This is a genomic window from Citrobacter sp. ABFQG (assembly GCF_004322975.1).
GTDB classification, from domain to species: Bacteria; Pseudomonadota; Gammaproteobacteria; order Enterobacterales; family Enterobacteriaceae; genus Citrobacter; species Citrobacter freundii.
In genome coordinates this window covers 790,623-808,752 of the sequence record NZ_CP036435.1, presented here as the reverse complement: position 1 = coordinate 808,752, position 18,130 = coordinate 790,623, and the positions used below count along the sequence as shown (strand labels likewise).

Annotated in this window: 19 protein-coding genes; 5 read left to right on the top strand and 14 right to left on the bottom strand. The window is 53.0% G+C overall.

The window, feature by feature from the left end:
• Positions 1-74 precede the first annotated feature (74 nt).
• Entirely contained in the window at positions 75-563 is a 489-nt protein-coding gene (gene rfaH / locus WN16_RS04015) for a transcription/translation regulatory transformer protein RfaH (protein WP_003017881.1), read from the top strand.
• A gap of 5 nt (positions 564-568) precedes the next feature.
• On the opposite strand, the gene tatD is transcribed toward rfaH, so the two are convergent.
• From tatD to udp, 9 genes are all read right to left on the bottom strand, one after another.
• Positions 569-1,351, bottom strand: coding sequence for a 3'-5' ssDNA/RNA exonuclease TatD (tatD, locus tag WN16_RS04010; protein ID WP_003017882.1), 783 nt, complete (start codon positions 1,349-1,351; stop codon positions 569-571).
• Positions 1,352-1,392: 41 nt separating this feature from the next.
• Positions 1,393-2,184, bottom strand: coding sequence for a Sec-independent protein translocase subunit TatC (tatC, locus tag WN16_RS04005; protein ID WP_003017884.1), 792 nt, complete (start codon positions 2,182-2,184; stop codon positions 1,393-1,395).
• A 2-nt stretch (positions 2,185-2,186) separates the two neighbouring features.
• On the bottom strand, positions 2,187-2,735 hold the full coding sequence (tatB, locus tag WN16_RS04000) for a Sec-independent protein translocase protein TatB (RefSeq protein WP_003841235.1): 549 nt from the start codon (positions 2,733-2,735) through the stop codon (positions 2,187-2,189).
• Between the two features lie 3 nt (positions 2,736-2,738).
• Positions 2,739-2,993 (bottom strand): Sec-independent protein translocase subunit TatA, encoded by a 255-nt coding sequence (tatA, locus tag WN16_RS03995; protein WP_003017888.1) that lies wholly within the window; start codon positions 2,991-2,993, stop codon positions 2,739-2,741.
• A gap of 78 nt (positions 2,994-3,071) precedes the next feature.
• Positions 3,072-4,712 (bottom strand): ubiquinone biosynthesis regulatory protein kinase UbiB, encoded by a 1,641-nt coding sequence (gene ubiB / locus WN16_RS03990; RefSeq protein ID WP_044702239.1) that lies wholly within the window; start codon positions 4,710-4,712, stop codon positions 3,072-3,074.
• Positions 4,709-5,314, bottom strand: coding sequence for a ubiquinone biosynthesis protein UbiJ (ubiJ, locus tag WN16_RS03985; RefSeq protein WP_003017894.1), 606 nt, complete (start codon positions 5,312-5,314; stop codon positions 4,709-4,711). Before ubiJ ends, ubiB begins: the two co-directional genes overlap by 4 nt.
• 13 nt (positions 5,315-5,327) lie before the next feature.
• On the bottom strand, positions 5,328-6,083 hold the full coding sequence (ubiE, locus tag WN16_RS03980; protein ID WP_003017897.1) for a bifunctional demethylmenaquinone methyltransferase/2-methoxy-6-polyprenyl-1,4-benzoquinol methylase UbiE: 756 nt from the start codon (positions 6,081-6,083) through the stop codon (positions 5,328-5,330).
• A 94-nt stretch (positions 6,084-6,177) separates the two neighbouring features.
• Positions 6,178-7,608: a DNA recombination protein RmuC gene (gene rmuC, locus WN16_RS03975; RefSeq protein WP_088169033.1), complete on the bottom strand. Its 1,431-nt coding sequence runs from the start codon at positions 7,606-7,608 to the stop codon at positions 6,178-6,180.
• Between the two features lie 140 nt (positions 7,609-7,748).
• Positions 7,749-8,510, bottom strand: a complete 762-nt coding sequence (gene udp / locus WN16_RS03970) for a uridine phosphorylase (RefSeq protein WP_003017903.1) — start codon at positions 8,508-8,510, stop codon at positions 7,749-7,751.
• Between the two features lie 265 nt (positions 8,511-8,775).
• On the opposite strand from udp, the gene WN16_RS03965 reads away from it, so the two are divergent.
• Positions 8,776-9,582, top strand: coding sequence for a dienelactone hydrolase family protein (locus WN16_RS03965; RefSeq protein ID WP_016151242.1), 807 nt, complete (start codon positions 8,776-8,778; stop codon positions 9,580-9,582).
• A gap of 54 nt (positions 9,583-9,636) precedes the next feature.
• Here the strand turns inward: WN16_RS03965 and metE are convergent, their stop codons facing one another.
• Positions 9,637-11,898 (bottom strand): 5-methyltetrahydropteroyltriglutamate--homocysteine S-methyltransferase, encoded by a 2,262-nt coding sequence (gene metE, locus WN16_RS03960; protein WP_044702237.1) that lies wholly within the window; start codon positions 11,896-11,898, stop codon positions 9,637-9,639.
• 117 nt (positions 11,899-12,015) lie between these two features.
• Here metE and metR point away from each other — a divergent pair, with 117 nt between their 5' ends.
• A complete protein-coding gene (gene metR / locus WN16_RS03955; RefSeq protein WP_044702234.1) occupies positions 12,016-12,969 on the top strand; it encodes an HTH-type transcriptional regulator MetR in 954 nt (317 codons plus the stop codon).
• On the opposite strand, the gene WN16_RS03950 is transcribed toward metR, so the two are convergent.
• From WN16_RS03950 to pldB, 3 genes are all read right to left on the bottom strand, one after another.
• Positions 12,857-13,756 (bottom strand): carboxylate/amino acid/amine transporter, encoded by a 900-nt coding sequence (locus WN16_RS03950; RefSeq protein ID WP_003017909.1) that lies wholly within the window; start codon positions 13,754-13,756, stop codon positions 12,857-12,859. The genes metR and WN16_RS03950 overlap by 113 nt on opposite strands.
• A 75-nt stretch (positions 13,757-13,831) precedes the next feature.
• A complete protein-coding gene (gene yigL, locus WN16_RS03945; protein ID WP_003017910.1) occupies positions 13,832-14,632 on the bottom strand; it encodes a sugar/pyridoxal phosphate phosphatase YigL in 801 nt (266 codons plus the stop codon).
• Positions 14,633-14,647: 15 nt separating this feature from the next.
• Positions 14,648-15,664, bottom strand: coding sequence for a lysophospholipase L2 (gene pldB / locus WN16_RS03940; RefSeq protein WP_003017911.1), 1,017 nt, complete (start codon positions 15,662-15,664; stop codon positions 14,648-14,650).
• A gap of 110 nt (positions 15,665-15,774) precedes the next feature.
• On the opposite strand from pldB, the gene rhtB reads away from it, so the two are divergent.
• On the top strand, positions 15,775-16,395 hold the full coding sequence (gene rhtB / locus WN16_RS03935) for a homoserine/homoserine lactone efflux protein (protein ID WP_003828938.1): 621 nt from the start codon (positions 15,775-15,777) through the stop codon (positions 16,393-16,395).
• Between the two features lie 162 nt (positions 16,396-16,557).
• Complete coding sequence (locus tag WN16_RS03930; RefSeq protein WP_032950636.1) at positions 16,558-17,442, top strand: Rpn family recombination-promoting nuclease/putative transposase; 885 nt, start codon at positions 16,558-16,560, stop codon at positions 17,440-17,442.
• Between the two features lie 38 nt (positions 17,443-17,480).
• On the opposite strand, the gene rhtC is transcribed toward WN16_RS03930, so the two are convergent.
• On the bottom strand, positions 17,481-18,101 hold the full coding sequence (gene rhtC, locus WN16_RS03925; protein WP_003828942.1) for a threonine export protein RhtC: 621 nt from the start codon (positions 18,099-18,101) through the stop codon (positions 17,481-17,483).
• Between the last annotated feature and the right edge of the window lie 29 nt (positions 18,102-18,130).

Below are 18,130 nucleotides of genomic sequence, written 5' to 3'. Positions count from 1 at the left end.
TTGAGGCGGGTATAATTAACTTAACGCATGGCTTTTGCTATGCTGGCGCTCAGAACAAGCGGATAAGAGTTATTATGCAATCCTGGTATTTACTGTACTGCAAACGTGGGCAACTTCAGCGAGCCCAGGAACACCTGGAAAGACAGGCGGTGAACTGCCTGACGCCTATGATCACCCTGGAAAAAATAGTGCGCGGTAAACGTACCACAGTCAGTGAACCACTATTCCCTAATTACATGTTTGTCGAGTTCGACCCGGAAGTGATCCACACCACCACTATCAATGCCACGCGTGGTGTCAGCCATTTCGTCCGTTTTGGCGCGACGCCTGCGACAGTTCCTTCTCCCGTTATTCACCAGCTTTCTATCTACAAGCCTGAAGGAATTGTTGACCCGCAAACTCCTCAGCCAGGGGACAGCGTGATTATTACTGAAGGGGCATTTGAGGGGCTAAAAGCGATCTTCACCGAACCGGATGGCGAAGCACGTTCCATGCTACTGCTTAACCTGTTGAATAAAGAGGTTAAGCAGAGTGTGAAAAATACCGGCTTTCGAAAAATTTAAGCCGTTTAGAAGGTCACTTCGAACAGTGTTCGGACGTTAGCATCAATGGTTGCTGACAGCCATTGAGGATTTTCCCCGCGCCAGTGGGCAATACGCTCAAGAATATGTGGCAGGTGCGCCGGTTCATTGCGCCGTGACGTCGGTTTAGGCGTTAAGTCGCGAGGGAGTAGGTAAGGCGCATCGGTTTCAATCAGCAGCCTTTCCACCGGAATAAACGGCAGCAGTTCCCGCAGTTCCATCCCCCGGCGCTCATCACAGACCCAGCCGGTGATACCGATATAGAGTCCCCGGTCCACGCAGTCCTGCATCTCCTGCCGCGTTCCGGTAAAACAGTGCAGCACCGCGCCTGGGAGGCTATCCAGCCACGGCTCCAGCAACGTCAGAAAACGCTCATGGGCATCCCGACAATGCATGAAAATCGGCATCTGCAGTTCAGCAGCAATGCGCAGTTGCGCCTCAAAAGCACGTTCCTGCTCCTGCGGCGTGGAGAAATTGCGATTGAAATCCAGACCGCACTCGCCAATAGCGACCACCTCAGACTGGTTTGCCAGCGCGATAATCTCGTCTTCCGTTGAGGATTGCCATTGGCTGCTGTCATGCGGGTGCACGCCAGCCGTGGACCAGCAATGCGGATAATGCTGTGCCAACTTTAGCGCCTGCTGGCTTTCGTGCAGGTTTGTTCCGGTCAGAAGCATACCGTTTACGCCCGCAGCAAAGGCGCGCGCCACAACATCATCCCTGTCTTTTGCAAATTGTGAACTGGTTAAATTAACGCCAATGTCAAACATGCTACCTCCCATATGACAACCGCCCTGACGGGCGGTTGAATTTACTCTTCTGTTTTCTCGGTGGCTTCGGCTTCTTTTGCTTCTTCGGCCTCGTTGTCCTCATCTCGCGTACGTCGCTTGCCGACATAGAAACGAGAGAAGAAAACGCCCACTTCAAACAGGCAGTACATCGGTATCGCCAACAACGTTTGCGAGAAGACATCTGGCGGGGTCAGTAACATCCCGACGACAAATGCCCCAACCACAACGTAAGGACGCTTCTTGCGTAAATCGTCTGGCGTCGTAATGCCCATCCAGCATAGCAGCACAATGGCGACAGGGACCTCAAAAGAGACCCCGAAAGCCATAAACAGAGCCATGACGAAACTGAGATAGCTGGCAATGTCCGTTGATACCTGTACGCCTTGCGGAGCCGTGTTGGCCAGAAAACCAAACGCCAACGGGAAGACAACAAAATAGGCGAATGCCATGCCGATGTAGAACAGCAACGAACTGGAGACCAGCAGCGGCACAACCAGGCGACGTTCATGTTTGTACAAAGCAGGCGCAATGAATGCCCATACCTGGTAGAGGATCACTGGCGCTGACAGGATCAGCGACACCATGAAGGTCAACTTGATTGGCGTAAAGAACGGCGAAGCCACATCGGTGGCGATCATCGTTGCACCCTGCGGCATCTGTTTAATCAGAGGCGCTGCAACCATATGGTAAATGTCGTTGGCAAAATAAACCAACGCCAGAAAGATCACGATTACCGCAATAATACAGTTCAGGAGTCGCTTACGCAGCTCAATAAGATGCGTGATGAGCGGTTGGGTATCTTCTACAGACATGTTTACGGTTTATCACTCGACGAGGGTGAGGATTCGACAACAGGTGCGGCAGCTTTCTTTTCTGCATCCATCAACGTAGCGGAAGTGTTTTCCGTCGGCTCTGGCGTTTTAGCACCCGTGGATTCCGGTTTTTGCTCCGGCGAACTGGCCTGATTTTCAGCGGCGGCAGGGGTGACCCCTTCTCGCTGCGCTTCACCTTCTTTCACCACCGGATTATGGATAGTGTGCGCTTCATCGCTCGCTTTCTCAGGATCGTGCACGCTGTAAGAACGCTTCATCGATTCCGCCGCTTCACGCAGCTCATCCATTGACGCTTTCAGCTCCGGGGTCAGATTTGTCAGGCTCGCTTTCTCTACTTTCTTCAGGCTGTCCTGAAACTCCTGAAGCTTAAGCTCCTGGGTCAGTTCATTCTGAACAGTAGTTGCCAGGGAACGTAAAGCACGCACCCAGCCAGCAACCGTTTTTACCGCTACGGGTAATCGTTGCGGCCCCAGGACAATGAGGCCGATCACGAACACCAATAACAGTTCGCTAAAACCGATATCAAACACGGATTATACCTGCTCTTTATCTTGGCTTTTGGCGTCTTCCTTTTTCACTTCGCCCTGCTTATCGGTGATGGATTTAGCTGTAAAATCAGCGTCCTGGCTGGTTTTATCTTGCTTAGGCTCATCATCACCCATCGCTTTTTTGAAGCCTTTAATCGATGCGCCAAGATCGGAACCGATGGAGCCGAGTTTCTTGGTGCCAAATAGCAGTACAACGATGACGGCAATGATCAACAACTGCCAAATACTGATACCACCCATACATGTTCCTCTGTCATAGATGATGAATTAATAAGGCCGTAGTATACGTTACACGGCCTGCCTTGGGCGATGAAAAATTCAGCGCATTTTGCGCCAGCCGATTAACCAGGCTAAGACACCGCCTGCCATCAACCAGCCCGGCATAAGCCCCCACTCAGGGCGGCTTACCAGCAGGAATGTTCCACTTAGCAACAATGTTGCGCCAATGCCCAATAAATAACGGGATTGTCCCTGGCGTACATGATTCGCGTGAAGCTCGCGGGCAATCTTATCAACACTGTGCTGTAAATATTTGCCCTGGCGCAAACTGTCATACACCAGTTCAGGTATTTCTGGCATTTTTTCGACCCAGAACGGTGCTTTTTCTTTAAATGCCCTAACGAGCGCCGGAATACCGACCTGATCTTTAATCCAGGATTCGAGGAATGGCTTAGCCGTTTTCCACAAATCTAACTGCGGGTAGAGCTGTCGTCCGACACCCTCAACGTACAGCAGCGTCTTCTGTAGCAATACCAGTTGAGGCTGGACTTCCATATTGAAGCGGCGCGCAGTGTTGAACAAATTCAACAGCACATGACCAAAGGAAATCTCCGCAAGCGGTTTTTCAAAAATCGGCTCGCACACGGTACGAATAGCAAATTCAAACTCTTCTACGTTGGTATCCGGTGGAACCCAACCAGAATCCACGTGCAGTTCAGCAACTTTGCGGTAATCGCGGTTAAAGAACGCAATGAAGTTTTCAGCCAGGTAACGCTTATCTTCTTTGTTTAAAGAGCCCACAATCCCACAATCAATACCAATGTATTTAGGGTTTTCAGGGTGCTCATAACTGACGAAAATGTTCCCGGGGTGCATGTCCGCATGGAAAAAGCTGTCGCGGAAAACCTGAGTAAAGAAGACCTGAACACCACGCTCGGCCAACAGTTTCATATTGGTGCCGTTATTCTCAAGCGTGGTGACATCTGAAACCGGGATACCGTAAATGCGCTCCATCACCATCATGTTCTGACTGCAATAGTCGGAATACACTTCCGGGATGTACAGCATCGGGCTATCTTCAAAATTACGTCGTAGCTGAATGGCATTCGCAGATTCGCGCAGCAGATTTAGCTCATCAATTAACGTTTTTTCATATTCACGGACGACTTCTGTTGGTCGCAGACGACGCCCATCTGGCAGCAGACGAGGAACCCAACGAGCCAGGCGGTAGATCAGTTTTAAATCCGCTTTGATGACCGGCAGTATGTCCGGGCGAATAACTTTGATCACCACCTCTTTGCCATTCGATTTCAATCGCGCAGTGTGAACCTGAGCAACAGACGCAGACGCCAGCGGCGTGATTTCAAAATCATCAAACCATTCCTCGACGGGCAGCCCGCCCATGGCCTCTTCGATTTGTTTTTTCGCTCTAAGCCCATCAAACGGGGCAACACGATCCTGCAATAGCGCAAGCTGATCGGCGATGTGCGGAGGGAAAAGGTCGCGACGGGTGGAGAGCATCTGCCCAAACTTGATCCACACCGGGCCGAGTTCCTGTAAAGCCAGTCTCAGCCTTTCTCCCAGCGGTTTGTCTTTATGTCGGTTGGGCATCCAGAACAACGAGTAACGCCACAACCGAAGCGGCAGCGTGATTCGCATTTTGGGGATGAGTTCATCAAGACCGTAGCTTAAAAAAGTGCGAATGATGAAATAAAGGCGCCGTACTTCACCTGGCGTCATTTGGCCTCCAGTTTTTCCAGCCGTTTGGCCAGAGATTCAACCGCGCGCTCAACGGCTGCCGTTTCTTCAGCAAACCATGCAACCTCTAGTGGGCCAGGAGCCATGCGCCACTCTTCGGTGATCGCTTCGGCGACATAGCGCTGCTGGCGCTGAAAGTTATGGCACAGGAACTTCGCTCCACCACGCAAGACTTTGCTGACCCCTTCCGCGACGATATCGCCGGTATAGGGTGCTAACAGTTCTGCAGGATCCAACTCGGCCAGATCGGCCAGCGCAACAAAGTTCTGTACTACCTGGATATCACCCTGGACTTCCAGTTCACCGCTGCGGATAAGCGTGGTGAGTTGCTGTCTGTCACGCAATTTCGGTAACACACTGGCATATGTGATTACGGTGCAATCGGCTTCGCCTTCCCACGCCCCCAGCACATCGACCTGGCGCTCACTAAACACCAGGACTAACGATGTTGAAAATCCTTTGAGATCAACACGTAGCACTTTGCCCTGTAAACGCGTTCTGGCTGACTTGAGCGCAGGAGAGCGGTACAGAAAGGTGTTGAGCAGATTTTCAACGCCTGCGGTCACTAAGGGTTTTAAAGGCATCCCCACTCTCCTGTCAGAACTTGTAACCACGATGCAGCGCAACGACACCTGCTGTCAGGTTGTAGTAATCAACGCTTTCGAACCCGGCATCTTGCATCATTGCTTTTAAGGTGTCCTGATCGGGATGCATGCGGATGGATTCCGCCAGATAGCGGTAGCTGTCCGCATCGCTTGCTACCATTGAACCTATACGCGGCAGAACATGGAAAGAGTACGCGTCGTAGGCTTTGCTCAACGGTTCGATAATCGGCTTGGAGAATTCCAGCACCAGTAGACGTCCGCCCGGCTTCAATACGCGGTACATGGAGCGTAATGCTTTGTCTTTATCCGTAACGTTGCGCAGACCGAAAGAGATGGTGATGCAGTCAAACGTGTTGTCAGGGAAAGGTAGTGCTTCCGCATTCGCCTGAACGTACTCAACGTTACCCACCACACCAATATTGCGCAGCTTTTCGCGACCCATTTTGAGCATTGAGTCATTGATATCCGCCAGCACAACTTTGCCGGTTTCGCCTACCATGCGAGAGAATTTCGCCGTCAGATCGCCGGTACCGCCTGCTAAATCGAGAACGGTTTGCCCGCGACGCACGCCACTGCAGTCAATGGTGAAGCGCTTCCACAAACGATGAATGCCGAATGACATTAAGTCATTCATGACGTCATATTTAGAGGCCACAGAATGAAAAACGTGGGCCACCATGTCAGCTTTCTGCTCTTTAGCGACGGTCTGAAAGCCAAAGTGCGTCGTTTCTTGTGAATTATCCACCATCTCAGTGCCTGCTCATCCAAAAAATGTTCGAGAAGTGTAACAGATTGGGCCAATTTGCCCTACCCTTCTGCCGGGTTCAACTACCCCAAATGGACTAGTTTGATTGCTGATTTACCGCTTCACCATCGGGGTAAGACGCATCTTGTTGCGTCTCAGGGACCGAGCGCAAGCGGTATTCTTCATCCTGCGTAGTGGCTTGCTCAGCCAGCTCAGGATTAATCTCGCGCTTAATTTCTACACCTAAACTGCGAAACGCTTCTGCCTGCGACAGGACGTTTCCACGACCGGAAGAGAGTTTTTTCATCGCCTGTCGGTAATTATCCTGGGCTTTGTCCAGGCTTTGACCTATTGCCGACATATCATCCACAAACAACCGCATCTTGTCATAAAGTTTACTGGCCCGATCGGCAATTTGTTGCGCATTACGACTCTGATGCTCGTAGCGCCACAGGTTGGCAATCGTGCGCAATGCCACCAACAGCGTGGTAGGGCTCACCAGCATAATGTTATTTCTAAGCGCTTCGGTAATCAGTTCTGGCTGTCTGTCGAGCGCCAATAAAAAAGCAGGCTCAACGGGGATAAACATCAGCACATAATCAAGCGTACGCAGCCCCGGAAGCTGCTGATAGTCTTTGCGGCCCAGCAGACGAATGTGGTTGCGCACCGAGGCGATGTGCTCCTGCAACGCGCTCTCGCGGGTGAATTCATCTTCAGCGTTAAAATAGCGTTCATAGGCGACCAGCGTCATTTTCGCATCAATCACCACATCTTTGCCCTGCGGTAATCGGACAATAACATCCGGCTGCATCCGCGAACGGGCGTCGTTTTCGATGCTGACCTGGGTTTCGTATTCATAGCCTTCGCGCAGACCGGAAGCCTCAAGCACCCGCGTGAGTACGACCTCGCCCCAGTTACCCTGCGTTTTGTTATCGCCTTTTAATGCCCGCGTCAGGTTTACCGCTTCCTGTGCCATCTGCGCATTCAGTTGCTGGAGATTACGAATTTCGTGCGCCAGAGTATGACGTTCCTGTGCCTCTTTACCAAAGCTATCCTGAACCTGGCGTCGAAAACCGTCCAGTTGTTCGCGAAGCGGTGCCAACAAGCTGTTCAGGCTTTGGCGATTTTGCTCATCTACGCGGCGATTGCTGTGCTCGAATATACGGTTCGCCAGATTTTCAAACTGCTCGCTCAGGCGCTGTTCGCTGTTGATCATCTGACGAATTTTATCTTCCGCATGCTGTTGCGTTGCTTCCAGACGAGTGGTGACTTCCCGGAGATCGGCCTCCAGCGAGGTATTGATACTGTGCAGGCTGCGGAGTTCGTTATTCAGCAGTTCGCACTCATCACGCCAGTGGGCTTCCTGTGAGAGTTGTTGCCGGGCGGCACTTAGCGCGATATCCAGTTCACGTCGTTCTTCGATGAGATCGGCACGGATCCTGTCGGCGCGCGCTTTTGTTGCCAGCCACCCAACCAGCAGCCCTGCGGCTAACGCCAGCACGGCACTCATCATAATTGAAATATCCACAACGCCCCCTTACAGCAACGACTTACCCGCACAAAATAGAATTGTGCTGTATAAACGTCCAGTTTAAAAGGAATTTCCTGCGAGGTACTACGCAAAATAAAAAGGCCGAACGCGTCGGCCTTTTTGAATAGACGGGAGAATTACAGTAAACGACGCGCAGCTTCCACCACGATTTTTACCGCATGGCTTTCTGTTTGTTTCATCGTTTCCGCATTAGGGATCTCTTGCTGAGTACGGTTCACGATAACACCCGCGACCATACCGGCACGCAGACCCTGGCTTGCGCACATGGTCAGCAGCGTGGCAGATTCCATTTCGTAGTTCATAACGCCCATAGACTGCCACTCTTCCATCGAGCCTTTGAAACGGCTCACGACGCGACCAGAGAAGGTGTCGTAACGTTCCTGGCCCGGGTAGAAGGTGTCAGAAGATGCGGTAACGCCCACGTGGGTAGTGGCGCCGATAGATTTCGCCGCTTCCACCAGCGCGGTGGTGCACTCGAAGTCCGCAACGGCCGGGAACTCCATTGGCGCGAAGTGCAGGCTTGCGCCGTCCAGACGGACAGACGCCGTGGTGACCAGGACATCACCTACATTGATATGCGGCTGGATAGCGCCAGTCGTACCGATACGCAGGAAGGTACGAATGCCCAGTTGTGCCAGTTCTTCAACGGCAATAGAGGTTGACGGGCCGCCGATACCGGTAGAGCAAACGATCACGGCTTTACCATCCAGCTCAGCACGCCAGGTAGTGAACTCGCGATGAGATGCCAGCTTAACCGGCTTATCCATCAGCGCGGCGATCTTTTCCACACGCTCCGGGTCGCCAGGGACGATAGCAAGCGTAGCCCCTTGTAAGTCGCTCTTAGTGAGGCCGAGATGAAAAACATCAGACTTAGACATAAAAACTCCTCTGTGAATCGGTTTTGTCAGAAGAAGCAAAAACACACTTTACCGAAGGCATGAACATATTTTCGTGACAGTCATCACTATGATGTAAATCAATTGCATTCAATTACCATCAAAAAGTGATGCGTATCACATAAATGATGCGATGTAAGGAAGCCCTGCACAAAAGATAGCCCGTTTAAGGCAATGTGGTTCGTTGCATGTGTCTATAGTTAACAATGCGCTTTTTGGCTGAATATTTAAGGGTACGGAGAATACCATGACAACACGACAATCTGGCTTTGCACCTGCTGTATCTCCACCGACGTCTACCACGGTTCACACTCCGGATAACGAAATTATCGCCGGTGTAACGTCCATACCTTCACAAGGCGATGATATGCCAGCGTATCACGCACGACCAAAACAAACCGATGGACTGCTTCCCGTGGTCATTGTCGTGCAGGAGATTTTTGGTATTCATGAGCATATTCGTGACGTTTGCCGCCGTCTGGCTCTGGAAGGGTATCTGGCTATCGCACCAGAACTCTATTTTCGCGAAGGCGATCCCAATGACTTTGCCGATATCCCCACGTTGCTCAGCGGCCTTGTCGCCAAAGTGCCTGACTCTCAGGTACTGGCCGATCTGGACCACGTCGCCAGTTGGGCCTCCCGCAACGGGGGAGATGCGCACCAACTGATGATCACCGGATTTTGCTGGGGTGGACGCATCACCTGGCTGTATGCCGCACATAATCCGCAGTTAAAAGCGGCGGTGGCGTGGTATGGCAAACTGGTGGGTGATAAAACCCTCAACTCGCCGAAACATCCCGTTGATATCGCAACCGATCTTAACGCCCCCGTTTTGGGACTTTATGGCGGCCAGGATACCAGCATTCCGCAAGATACCGTTGAAACAATGCGTCAGGCGCTACGCGCCGCCAATGCGAAAGCGGAAATCGTGGTCTATCCCGATGCCGGACATGCCTTCAACGCCGATTATCGCCCGAGCTATCACGAAGAGTCCGCGAAAGACGGCTGGCAGAGAATGCTGGAGTGGTTCGCGCAATACGGTGGGAAGAAATAATTCCCGCCAGGCAAACCAATAAACAAAACGGAGGCATCAGCCTCCGTTTTGTTTTTACGCCTGACGCAGATTCTGCGCCGCTTTAACCATGTTTGCCAGCGCAGCACGGGTTTCCGGCCAGCCGCGCGTTTTCAGGCCGCAGTCCGGGTTCACCCACAGACGCTCAGCCGGAATACGCTGCTCGGCTTTCTTCAGCAGAGCTTCAATCCACTCCACGCTCGGGACGTTCGGCGAGTGAATGTCGTAGACGCCCGGCCCGATTTCGTTCGGATAGTCGAACTCTTCGAACGACTCCAGCAGCTCCATATCAGAACGTGAAGTCTCAATAGTGATCACGTCCGCGTCCAGCGCCGCAATGGAGTCCATGATGTCGTTGAACTCGCAGTAACACATGTGGGTGTGGATCTGGGTTTCATCCTTCGCCACTGCCGCGTTAATGCGAAAGGCTTCCACGCCCCACTCCAGATACGCCGCCCAGTCGCTGCGACGCAGCGGTAAACCTTCACGCAGTGCCGGCTCATCAATCTGGATAATGCCGATCCCCGCTGCTTCCAGATCCGCAACTTCATCACGCAACGCCAGCGCAATCTGCTTCGCGATGGTTTCACGCGTCACGTCTTCACGCGGGAATGACCAGCAAAGAATGGTCACCGGACCGGTCAGCATACCTTTTACCGGTTTGTCGGTCAGTGACTGGGCATACTTCGCCCACTCCACGGTGATCGCTTCCGGGCGGCTGACGTCGCCAATGACTACCGGTGGCTTCACGCAACGGGAGCCATAGCTCTGCACCCAACCGTTCTGGGTAAAGACGAACCCGTCCAGATGCTCACCAAAGTATTCCACCATGTCGTTACGTTCGGCTTCACCGTGTACCAGCACGTCGAGCCCCAGACGCTCCTGTTCGGCGATCGCCTGTTTGATATGTTCCGCAATACCGGTGCGGTAGTTACCGGCATCCAGGTTGCCCTTTTTGAAGTCCAGACGCAGACCGCGAATTTCGGTGGTTTGCGGGAATGAGCCGATAGTCGTGGTCGGCCATGCCGGCAGATTAAAGCGGGCACGTTGCGCCTCGGCACGAACCGGATAAGCGTTGGCGCGCTGGCTGTCCTGGGCGGTGATTGCCGCCAGACGTTTTTCCACTGCGGCGTTGTGGACACGAGTAGAGTGACGACGAGCCTGAATCGGTGCGCTCCATTCGACAATTGCCGCCGTATCACCGCTGTTCAACGCATCACGCAGCAGCGCCAGCTCGCCGCATTTTTGCAGGGCGAAGGCAAACCAGCTCTTCACCTCTGCATCAAGGCGGGTTTCCACGCTGAGATCAATGGGGCTGTGCAGCAGGGAGCAGGAAGAAGCCACCCACAGGTCACGTTTCCCGACGATATCTTTAATTTGCGCGTATTTTTCGCTGAGATCGGCGCGCCAGACGTTGCGCCCGTTCACCAGGCCCGCTGACAGCAGCCAGTCGGCAGGCAGACGTTTGTGCAGCTCGGCGACATCATCTTTACCGTGCACGAAGTCGACGTGCAGTCCCTGCACCGGCAGCGCGGTAATGGTATCCAAGTTTGGCGTTACGCCTTCGAAGTAGGTGGTCAGTAGCAGCTTCACCTGGCCCTGCAGGGCATCATAAGCTGGTTTGAAAGCGTCCAGCCACGCTTGCGGTAATTCCAGCACCAGAGCAGGTTCGTCAATCTGCACCCACTCAATACCCCGTTTTGCCAGCTCCGCCAGCACCTGCTGGTAAACCGGCAGAATGTCGTTCAACAGACTCAGGCGGTCAAACTGTTCGCCCTTCACTTTCCCCAGCCACAGGTAAGTTACCGGCCCCAGCAGCACAGGTTTCACCTTGTGCCCGAGCGCCAGCGCTTCGTCTACTTCATCCAGCAGTTGCGTCCAGGTCAGTTTGAACTGCTGACCTTTGGTGAACTCTGGCACCATGTAGTGATAGTTGGTATTAAACCATTTGGTCATTTCTGCCGCCGCCGCTGGCTCACCGGTCGGTGCGCGGCCACGGCCAATACGGAATAAGGTATCGATATCGACCGAGCCGTCTTTATTCTGATGACGAGCCGGAACGTTGCCGAGCAGCAGGCTGGTAGTCAGCACGTGATCGTACCAGGCAAAATCACCTACCGGCAGCAGGTCAACACCCGCCTGCTTCTGCTGATCCCAGTGGCGGGCACGCAGCTCGCGGCCAACGGTCAGCAAATCTTCACGGGAAGAATTTCCCGCCCAGTAACTTTCTTGCGCTTTCTTCAACTCGCGACGCAGGCCAACGCGAGGGAAACCGAGGGTGTGATTAAGTATTGTCATTATATGCCTCTTATTTAATTTGCAGGTTTTAGCCGTCCAGATGTTTACACCGCTATATTTCGCAAGTACTGTATATTCCTCAAGCGCAATTTGTTCATGCCGAAGTGAAGGACTTTCATGATCGAGATTAAACACCTGAAAACGCTCCAGGCGTTGCGGAATAGCGGTTCGCTGGCAGCCGCCGCGGCGACGTTGCATCAGACCCAATCCGCTCTTTCTCACCAGTTCAGCGATCTGGAGCAGCGCCTTGGCTTTCGACTTTTTATCCGTAAAAGCCAGCCTCTGCGCTTTACGCCGCAGGGAGAAATCCTGCTGCAATTAGCCAATCAGGTGTTGCCGCAAATTGGTCGTGCGCTGCAGGCTTGCAACGAACCGCAGCAAACCCGGCTGCGAATCGCAATTGAATGTCACAGTTGTATTCAATGGCTGACGCCCGCGCTGGAGAATTTTCGTGCCAACTGGCCACAGGTGGAGATGGACTTTAAATCCGGCGTGACGTTCGATCCGCAACCAGCGCTACAGCAGGATGAGCTGGATCTGGTGTTAACCTCCGACATCCTGCCGCGCAGCGGATTGCACTACTCACCGATGTTTGATTTTGAAGTCCGCCTGGTACTGGCGCCTGACCATCCGTTGGCCAGCAAAACGCAAATCGCGCCGGAAGATTTGGCCAGCGAGACGCTGCTCATTTACCCGGTGCAACGGAGTCGACTGGATGTCTGGCGACATTTCTTACAGCCTGCGGGCGTGAGTCCGTCGCTGAAGAGCGTGGATAACACCCTGCTGCTGATTCAGATGGTTGCAGCCAGAATGGGTATCGCGGCGTTACCGCACTGGGTGGTGGAGAGTTTTGAACGCCAGGGTTTAGTAGTGACTAAAACCCTGGGTGATGGATTGTGGAGTCGACTGTACGCCGCCGTGCGTGATGGCGAGCAGCGACAGCCGGTCACAGAAGCGTTTATTCGCTCAGCGCGGAATCACGCCTGCGATCATCTGCCGTTTGTGCGGAGTGCGGAACGACCCACTTTCGATGTACCCACAGTGAGGCCACTATCACAGCCGCGCCAATGATGAAGCTTGGCCAGTGAGGCTGTTGATGCCAGATAGCCAGGTTGACCAACAGCCCGGCCGGCACATGCATATTGTTCATGATGCCCAGCGTACCGGCATCCACCTGGGTCGCGCCGTAGTTCCACATAAAGTAACCAATGCCGGACGCTGCCACGCCAAGAAAGACCAGAATTCCCCACTGTAGCGTGGTTGCAGGCATTTTCTGCGCATTGCCCAGCATGAACCAGGCCACGACAGCCACCATAAAGGCCCCCATGTAAAACCAGGCAAAAGCGTTATGCTGTGGCATTGGGCGGGTTTCCATCAGACGCTTGTAGCCCACCATACCGATGGCAAAACTAATGTTGGAAAGCTGCACCAGCAGCAGGCCAGTCCAGAAGTGGCTGGTTACCTGATCGTAACGAATAATCCCCGCGCCAATCACCGCCAGTAACGCACTGAAAGCGTAGCTCCAACGCAAACGGCGCCCGCTCATCAGGTCATAAATCAGCGTGATGTAGAGCGGCGTCAGCACGGTGAAAAGCAACAGCTCTGAAACCGTCAGATACAGGTAGGCGTGAAAACTCAGCATATACATAATGCCAAGCTGCATGGCCCCCACCAGCATATATAGCGCGATCGTTTTTACGCTGTGCCCACGGGTTCGTAAAAACGGCAGGAACACCAGCGCCGCGAGTCCAACGCGCACCAGCACCGCAAAATAGCTATCGACATGACCAGCAAGGTACTCGCCAAACAGGCTGAAGGAAAAGGCCCACAAAATAGTGGTAATGATGAGTAGCGCCACAATGGATGTCTCTTAGAACAGGGAACATCCATTGTAGCGGAGAGTTTAGTTGACAACTGGTCAACTAAAGAACAATTACTTTAAAAAGAGATCGCGCAGGTAGTGCGGCACGGCATCGTCGGCGTTGAGTCCGATGACTTCCAGCTCCGGATGCAGATCCTTCAGGCGCTGGTGGGCATTGCCCATGATGCAGCCTTTGCCCGCCATGGAGAGCATTTCCGCATCGTTCATCCCATCGCCAAAAGCGATGCAGTCTTTCAGGCTGTAGCCCATCGCTTTCGCTACCGCTTCCAGCGCATGACCTTTCGACACGCCGCCCGCCATGACTTCCAGACAGGTAAGCGTAGAGAAGCTGACGTTGACGCGATCGCCCCAGCGGGCGTTAATCGCCTGCTCCAGCGGTAGCAGTCTTTCGTGAGAGTCGGTGGTGAAGAACACTTTGCTGACGCCTTCCGGCTCCAGTAGCGCAGGTTCAAACAGGGAATAGTTAAACACTGCTTCTTTGAAAAAGCGCATTTCGTCCGGACGATGGCGATTCATAAACCATTCATCATCGCGATAAACGTTGGTTACGATGTCCGGATTTGCATTCACTACGCCAAACAGGTCGCTGGCAATGTCGCGATCCAGGTTATGGGAAAAAACCAGATTCCCGTCAGAATCATGCACCCGCGCGCCGTTGGACGTGATCATGTAGGTTTTAATGCCGAGGTTATCGCGAATTTGCCCCACATCAACATGATGACGGCCAGTCGCAAACACGAAGTTAACGCCGCGAGCGGTCAATAACTTCAGCGTCTCTTTGGCATAGGGGGACAGAGTATGGTCGGGGGAAAGCAGCGTACCGTCTAAATCAGACGCAACAACCTGATACATAAGAAAATTAAACCTCTAGGCAAAGCGGGTTCCGCTGGATGAGTTATGTTTGTCGAAAAATTCGACAATAGCGTTAAGCGCGACTGAGCGCATGGCGTCCTTTTCAAAAAGGATCTCATGGTACGCGCCTTTTATGACAAGCGGCTGACCTCCTTCTACAGGATGGCCCGCTGCGGCGCGGAGTTCACAAAAACGATCGTGCATGCGGTTATCCACTACACGTTCTTCTTCAGCCTGAATCAGCAGCGTCGGCGTCGCATCATCCCCAGCGCCAGCCAAAACCTGTTCACCAGCCAGAATCCCTTCGCGTACCCAGTGATAGGTGGGACCACCAACGCGCAACCGCGGCTCATCAGCATAGAAGCGTAGATTGCGCCGATAGCGCTGTCGACTATGGGTTAACGCATTCATACCGAACGGCAGCGCCCGCCAGCGCCCGGTTCCCATCGCATAGCCTTCGCGGATCCGCGGATGCCCTTCAGCCCAGTCCAGAATGTGGCGCACCATCCAGTCGGGAAAGCGCATCACAATACCAAACATCGGTGCACAAAGCGCGATGGCATCACACTGATTCGGGTGGCGCTGCAGGAATAACGTGGCAATCGCCCCGCCCATTGAATGCGCCAGGATATAGCGTTTTCTCCACGGGCCGGGTAGCACCTCCTGCTGCCAGAAGGCGGTTAGATCGTCGACATAGTCATTAAAGTTATCGACATGACCGCGATGTGGATCCGAAAGCATTCGCCCGGAACGCCCCTGACCACGGTGATCGATAATGAGCACGTCAAAACCAGAATGAAACAGGTCATACGCCAGTTCAGCGTATTTCACATAGCTTTCAATGCGTCCAGGACAGACGACGATGACGCGATCGTTTTTTTCTGCATGAAAACGCACAAAATGTACGGGGATATCATCCACGCCCGTAAATTCCGCTTCTTCCCGCTGACGCCAGAAATCTGTCAGTGGCCCCATGGAAAAAGCAGCAAACGCGTTTTCTCTTGTTTCCCAGTCTTTTTGCTGCTGAAACATCGGGTATCCAGCCTCGTTGACCAAGTAAAATCGTTTTTTTCACCGTCGTTGATACAACCTAACGGCAGTAGCGTATTGTGGCATAAAAATAGACAATCCGGGAGTTTCTCATGACCTTTGAATGGTGGTTCGCCTACCTGCTGACCTCTATTATTTTGAGCTTGTCTCCAGGCTCTGGCGCAATCAACACTATGACCACCGCCATCAGCCACGGATATCGAGGTGCCAGCGCGTCGATTGCAGGTTTACAGACAGGGCTGGGCATTCATATCGTTTTGGTTGGCGTGGGGCTGGGAACGCTATTTTCTCGTTCGGTGATCGCGTTTGAGGTGCTGAAGTGGGCGGGAGCGGCCTATCTGATTTGGCTGGGTATTCAACAATGGCGGGCTGCGGGCGCTATCGATCTGAACACCATGGCGAATACACAATCACGCAGCCGCCTGTTCAAACGCGCGGTCTTTGTGAATCTGACCAACCCCAAGAGCATTGTTTTTCTTGCCGCCCTGTTCCCGCAGTTTATCCTGCCGCAGGAACCGCAACTGATGCAGTACGTGGTGCTTGGCGTTACGACCATCGTGGTCGATATCATTGTGATGATCGGTTACGCGACGCTGGCCACGCGCATTGCTGGCTGGATTAAAGGGCCAAAGCAAATGAAGGCGCTGAACAAAGTGTTCGGTTCGCTGTTTATGTTGATAGGCGCCCTGCTGGCATCGGCAAGGCATGCCTAGCCAATGGAACGGCACTCGCAAAGAAATGCTAACAGTATGAGCGTCTGAATATGACTTTCCATACTTAGCCGCAAAGGAGGAAAAGTCTTTTATTCTGTGCTGTTAGGTGTTGAATACCAGAGTAAGAATGCCGCCACTCTCACTTCTCACGGATGATGGACGATGGCGGAAGCAACGACACCCCATGACGCAGTATTTAAGACCTTCCTCTCCCGCGTGGAAACCGCGCGGGACTTTATCGAACTTCATCTTCCTCCCTCGTTAATCAAAATCTGCAAACTGGAAACGCTCCGTCTGGAATCAGGCAGTTTTGTGGAGGACGATCTGCGCCCCTATTTCAGCGATATTCTCTACTCACTGGAAACCACCAGCGGGCATGGCTATGTACATGTGCTCATCGAGCATCAAAGCTCACCTGACAAGCATATGTCATTTCGCCTGATGCGCTACGCTATCGCAGCGATGCAGCGTCATCTTGAGGCTGGAAACGACACTCTACCGCTGGTGATTCCAGTGCTCTTTTACCATGGTAAGCAAAGCCCATGGCAAGGCTCAATGAACTGGCTGGATCACTTTGAGGATTCGGGAACCGCCCTTCAACTTTACAGCACACCGTTTCCGTTGGTGGATGTGACGGTTATTCCAGATGATGAAATCATGCAGCATCGCAGTATGGCGGCGCTGACATTAGTACAAAAACACATTCGCCAGCGCGACATGGCACAGCTGCTGGATAAGCTTACCCGCCTGTTTATGCTGGAGAAGATGAGCGGACAACAAATAACCGTGCTGGTAAACTACATGGTGCAAGCAGGGAATACACAAGATGTTCAGACATTATTGTATAAGCTGGCACAGCGTGTGCCGCAGCATGGAGACAAACTGATGACAATGGCGGATCAACTAAAGCAGATAGGCCGCGAAGAGGGCAAACGTATTGCCATACTGGACATAGCAAAAGCAATGCTCAAGCGAGGTCTTGATACCGATGCGATTATGGAAATGACCGGCCTTTCGAAGGATGAATTACAGAAGCTTGTGCAATAAACCGTACTCCGCCCGGGACTCCCAGGCGGGTAACAAACTTAGCGCGAAATAATCAGGTGGATGCCGAAACCCGCGAACAGCGCCCCGGCAAAACCGTCAATCCACTTCGCCAGGCGCTGATAGCCACGACGCATCTTCGGCAGCGCAAACAGGCTGGCAACCACGGTAAACCACGCCAGCGTTTCCACGATAATCAGAGCAAAAATCCCCCAACGCGCGCCCGTTCCGACGTTGTCGCCAACGAACAATGAGAAGACGGAGCCAAAATAGATTATGGCTTTAGGGTTCGCCAGGTTGGTCAGCAGACCTTTCAAGAAGCTGCGTCCGCTCTGCGCCAGCTCAACCTGCGGAGTGGGAGCTGCAACATCCTGTTTTTTAAACGCGCCGCGCAGCATCTGATAACCCATCCAGCACAGATACAGACCCCCACCTACCATAATAATGGTGTGCAGCCAGGCCATTTTTTCGATAATCAGATGCAGGCCGAGCAGTGCCACGCCAGCCCAGACCATGACGCCGCAGGTAATACCCAGCACGCCCATCATCGCCTCTTTGCGCGAACGGCTAACCGCAGTTTGAGAAACAAAAAAGAAATCGGGACCGGGGCTCATCAGCGCAACGATATGCACCAACGCAACGGTGAAAAATAGCGTTAACATAAAAATGACTCGCGGGGGAATAGTTCAGT

What these genes read in the sequence shown, in the direction of transcription:
- rfaH (WP_003017881.1), top strand. Translation starts at nt 75, where the DNA reads ATGCAATCCTGGTATTTACTGTACTGCAAACGTGGGCAACTTCAGCGA.
- tatD (WP_003017882.1), bottom strand. Translation starts at nt 1,351, where the DNA reads ATGTTTGACATTGGCGTTAATTTAACCAGTTCACAATTTGCAAAAGAC.
- tatC (WP_003017884.1), bottom strand. Translation starts at nt 2,184, where the DNA reads ATGTCTGTAGAAGATACCCAACCGCTCATCACGCATCTTATTGAGCTG.
- tatA (WP_003017888.1), bottom strand. Translation starts at nt 2,993, where the DNA reads ATGGGTGGTATCAGTATTTGGCAGTTGTTGATCATTGCCGTCATCGTT.
- ubiB (WP_044702239.1), bottom strand. Translation starts at nt 4,712, where the DNA reads ATGACGCCAGGTGAAGTACGGCGCCTTTATTTCATCATTCGCACTTTT.
- ubiJ (WP_003017894.1), bottom strand. Translation starts at nt 5,314, where the DNA reads ATGCCTTTAAAACCCTTAGTGACCGCAGGCGTTGAAAATCTGCTCAAC.
- ubiE (WP_003017897.1), bottom strand. Translation starts at nt 6,083, where the DNA reads ATGGTGGATAATTCACAAGAAACGACGCACTTTGGCTTTCAGACCGTC.
- udp (WP_003017903.1), bottom strand. Translation starts at nt 8,510, where the DNA reads ATGTCTAAGTCTGATGTTTTTCATCTCGGCCTCACTAAGAGCGACTTA.
- WN16_RS03965 (WP_016151242.1), top strand. Translation starts at nt 8,776, where the DNA reads ATGACAACACGACAATCTGGCTTTGCACCTGCTGTATCTCCACCGACG.
- metE (WP_044702237.1), bottom strand. Translation starts at nt 11,898, where the DNA reads ATGACAATACTTAATCACACCCTCGGTTTCCCTCGCGTTGGCCTGCGT.
- metR (WP_044702234.1), top strand. Translation starts at nt 12,016, where the DNA reads ATGATCGAGATTAAACACCTGAAAACGCTCCAGGCGTTGCGGAATAGC.
- yigL (WP_003017910.1), bottom strand. Translation starts at nt 14,632, where the DNA reads ATGTATCAGGTTGTTGCGTCTGATTTAGACGGTACGCTGCTTTCCCCC.
- pldB (WP_003017911.1), bottom strand. Translation starts at nt 15,664, where the DNA reads ATGTTTCAGCAGCAAAAAGACTGGGAAACAAGAGAAAACGCGTTTGCT.
- rhtB (WP_003828938.1), top strand. Translation starts at nt 15,775, where the DNA reads ATGACCTTTGAATGGTGGTTCGCCTACCTGCTGACCTCTATTATTTTG.
- WN16_RS03930 (WP_032950636.1), top strand. Translation starts at nt 16,558, where the DNA reads ATGGCGGAAGCAACGACACCCCATGACGCAGTATTTAAGACCTTCCTC.
- rhtC (WP_003828942.1), bottom strand. Translation starts at nt 18,101, where the DNA reads ATGTTAACGCTATTTTTCACCGTTGCGTTGGTGCATATCGTTGCGCTG.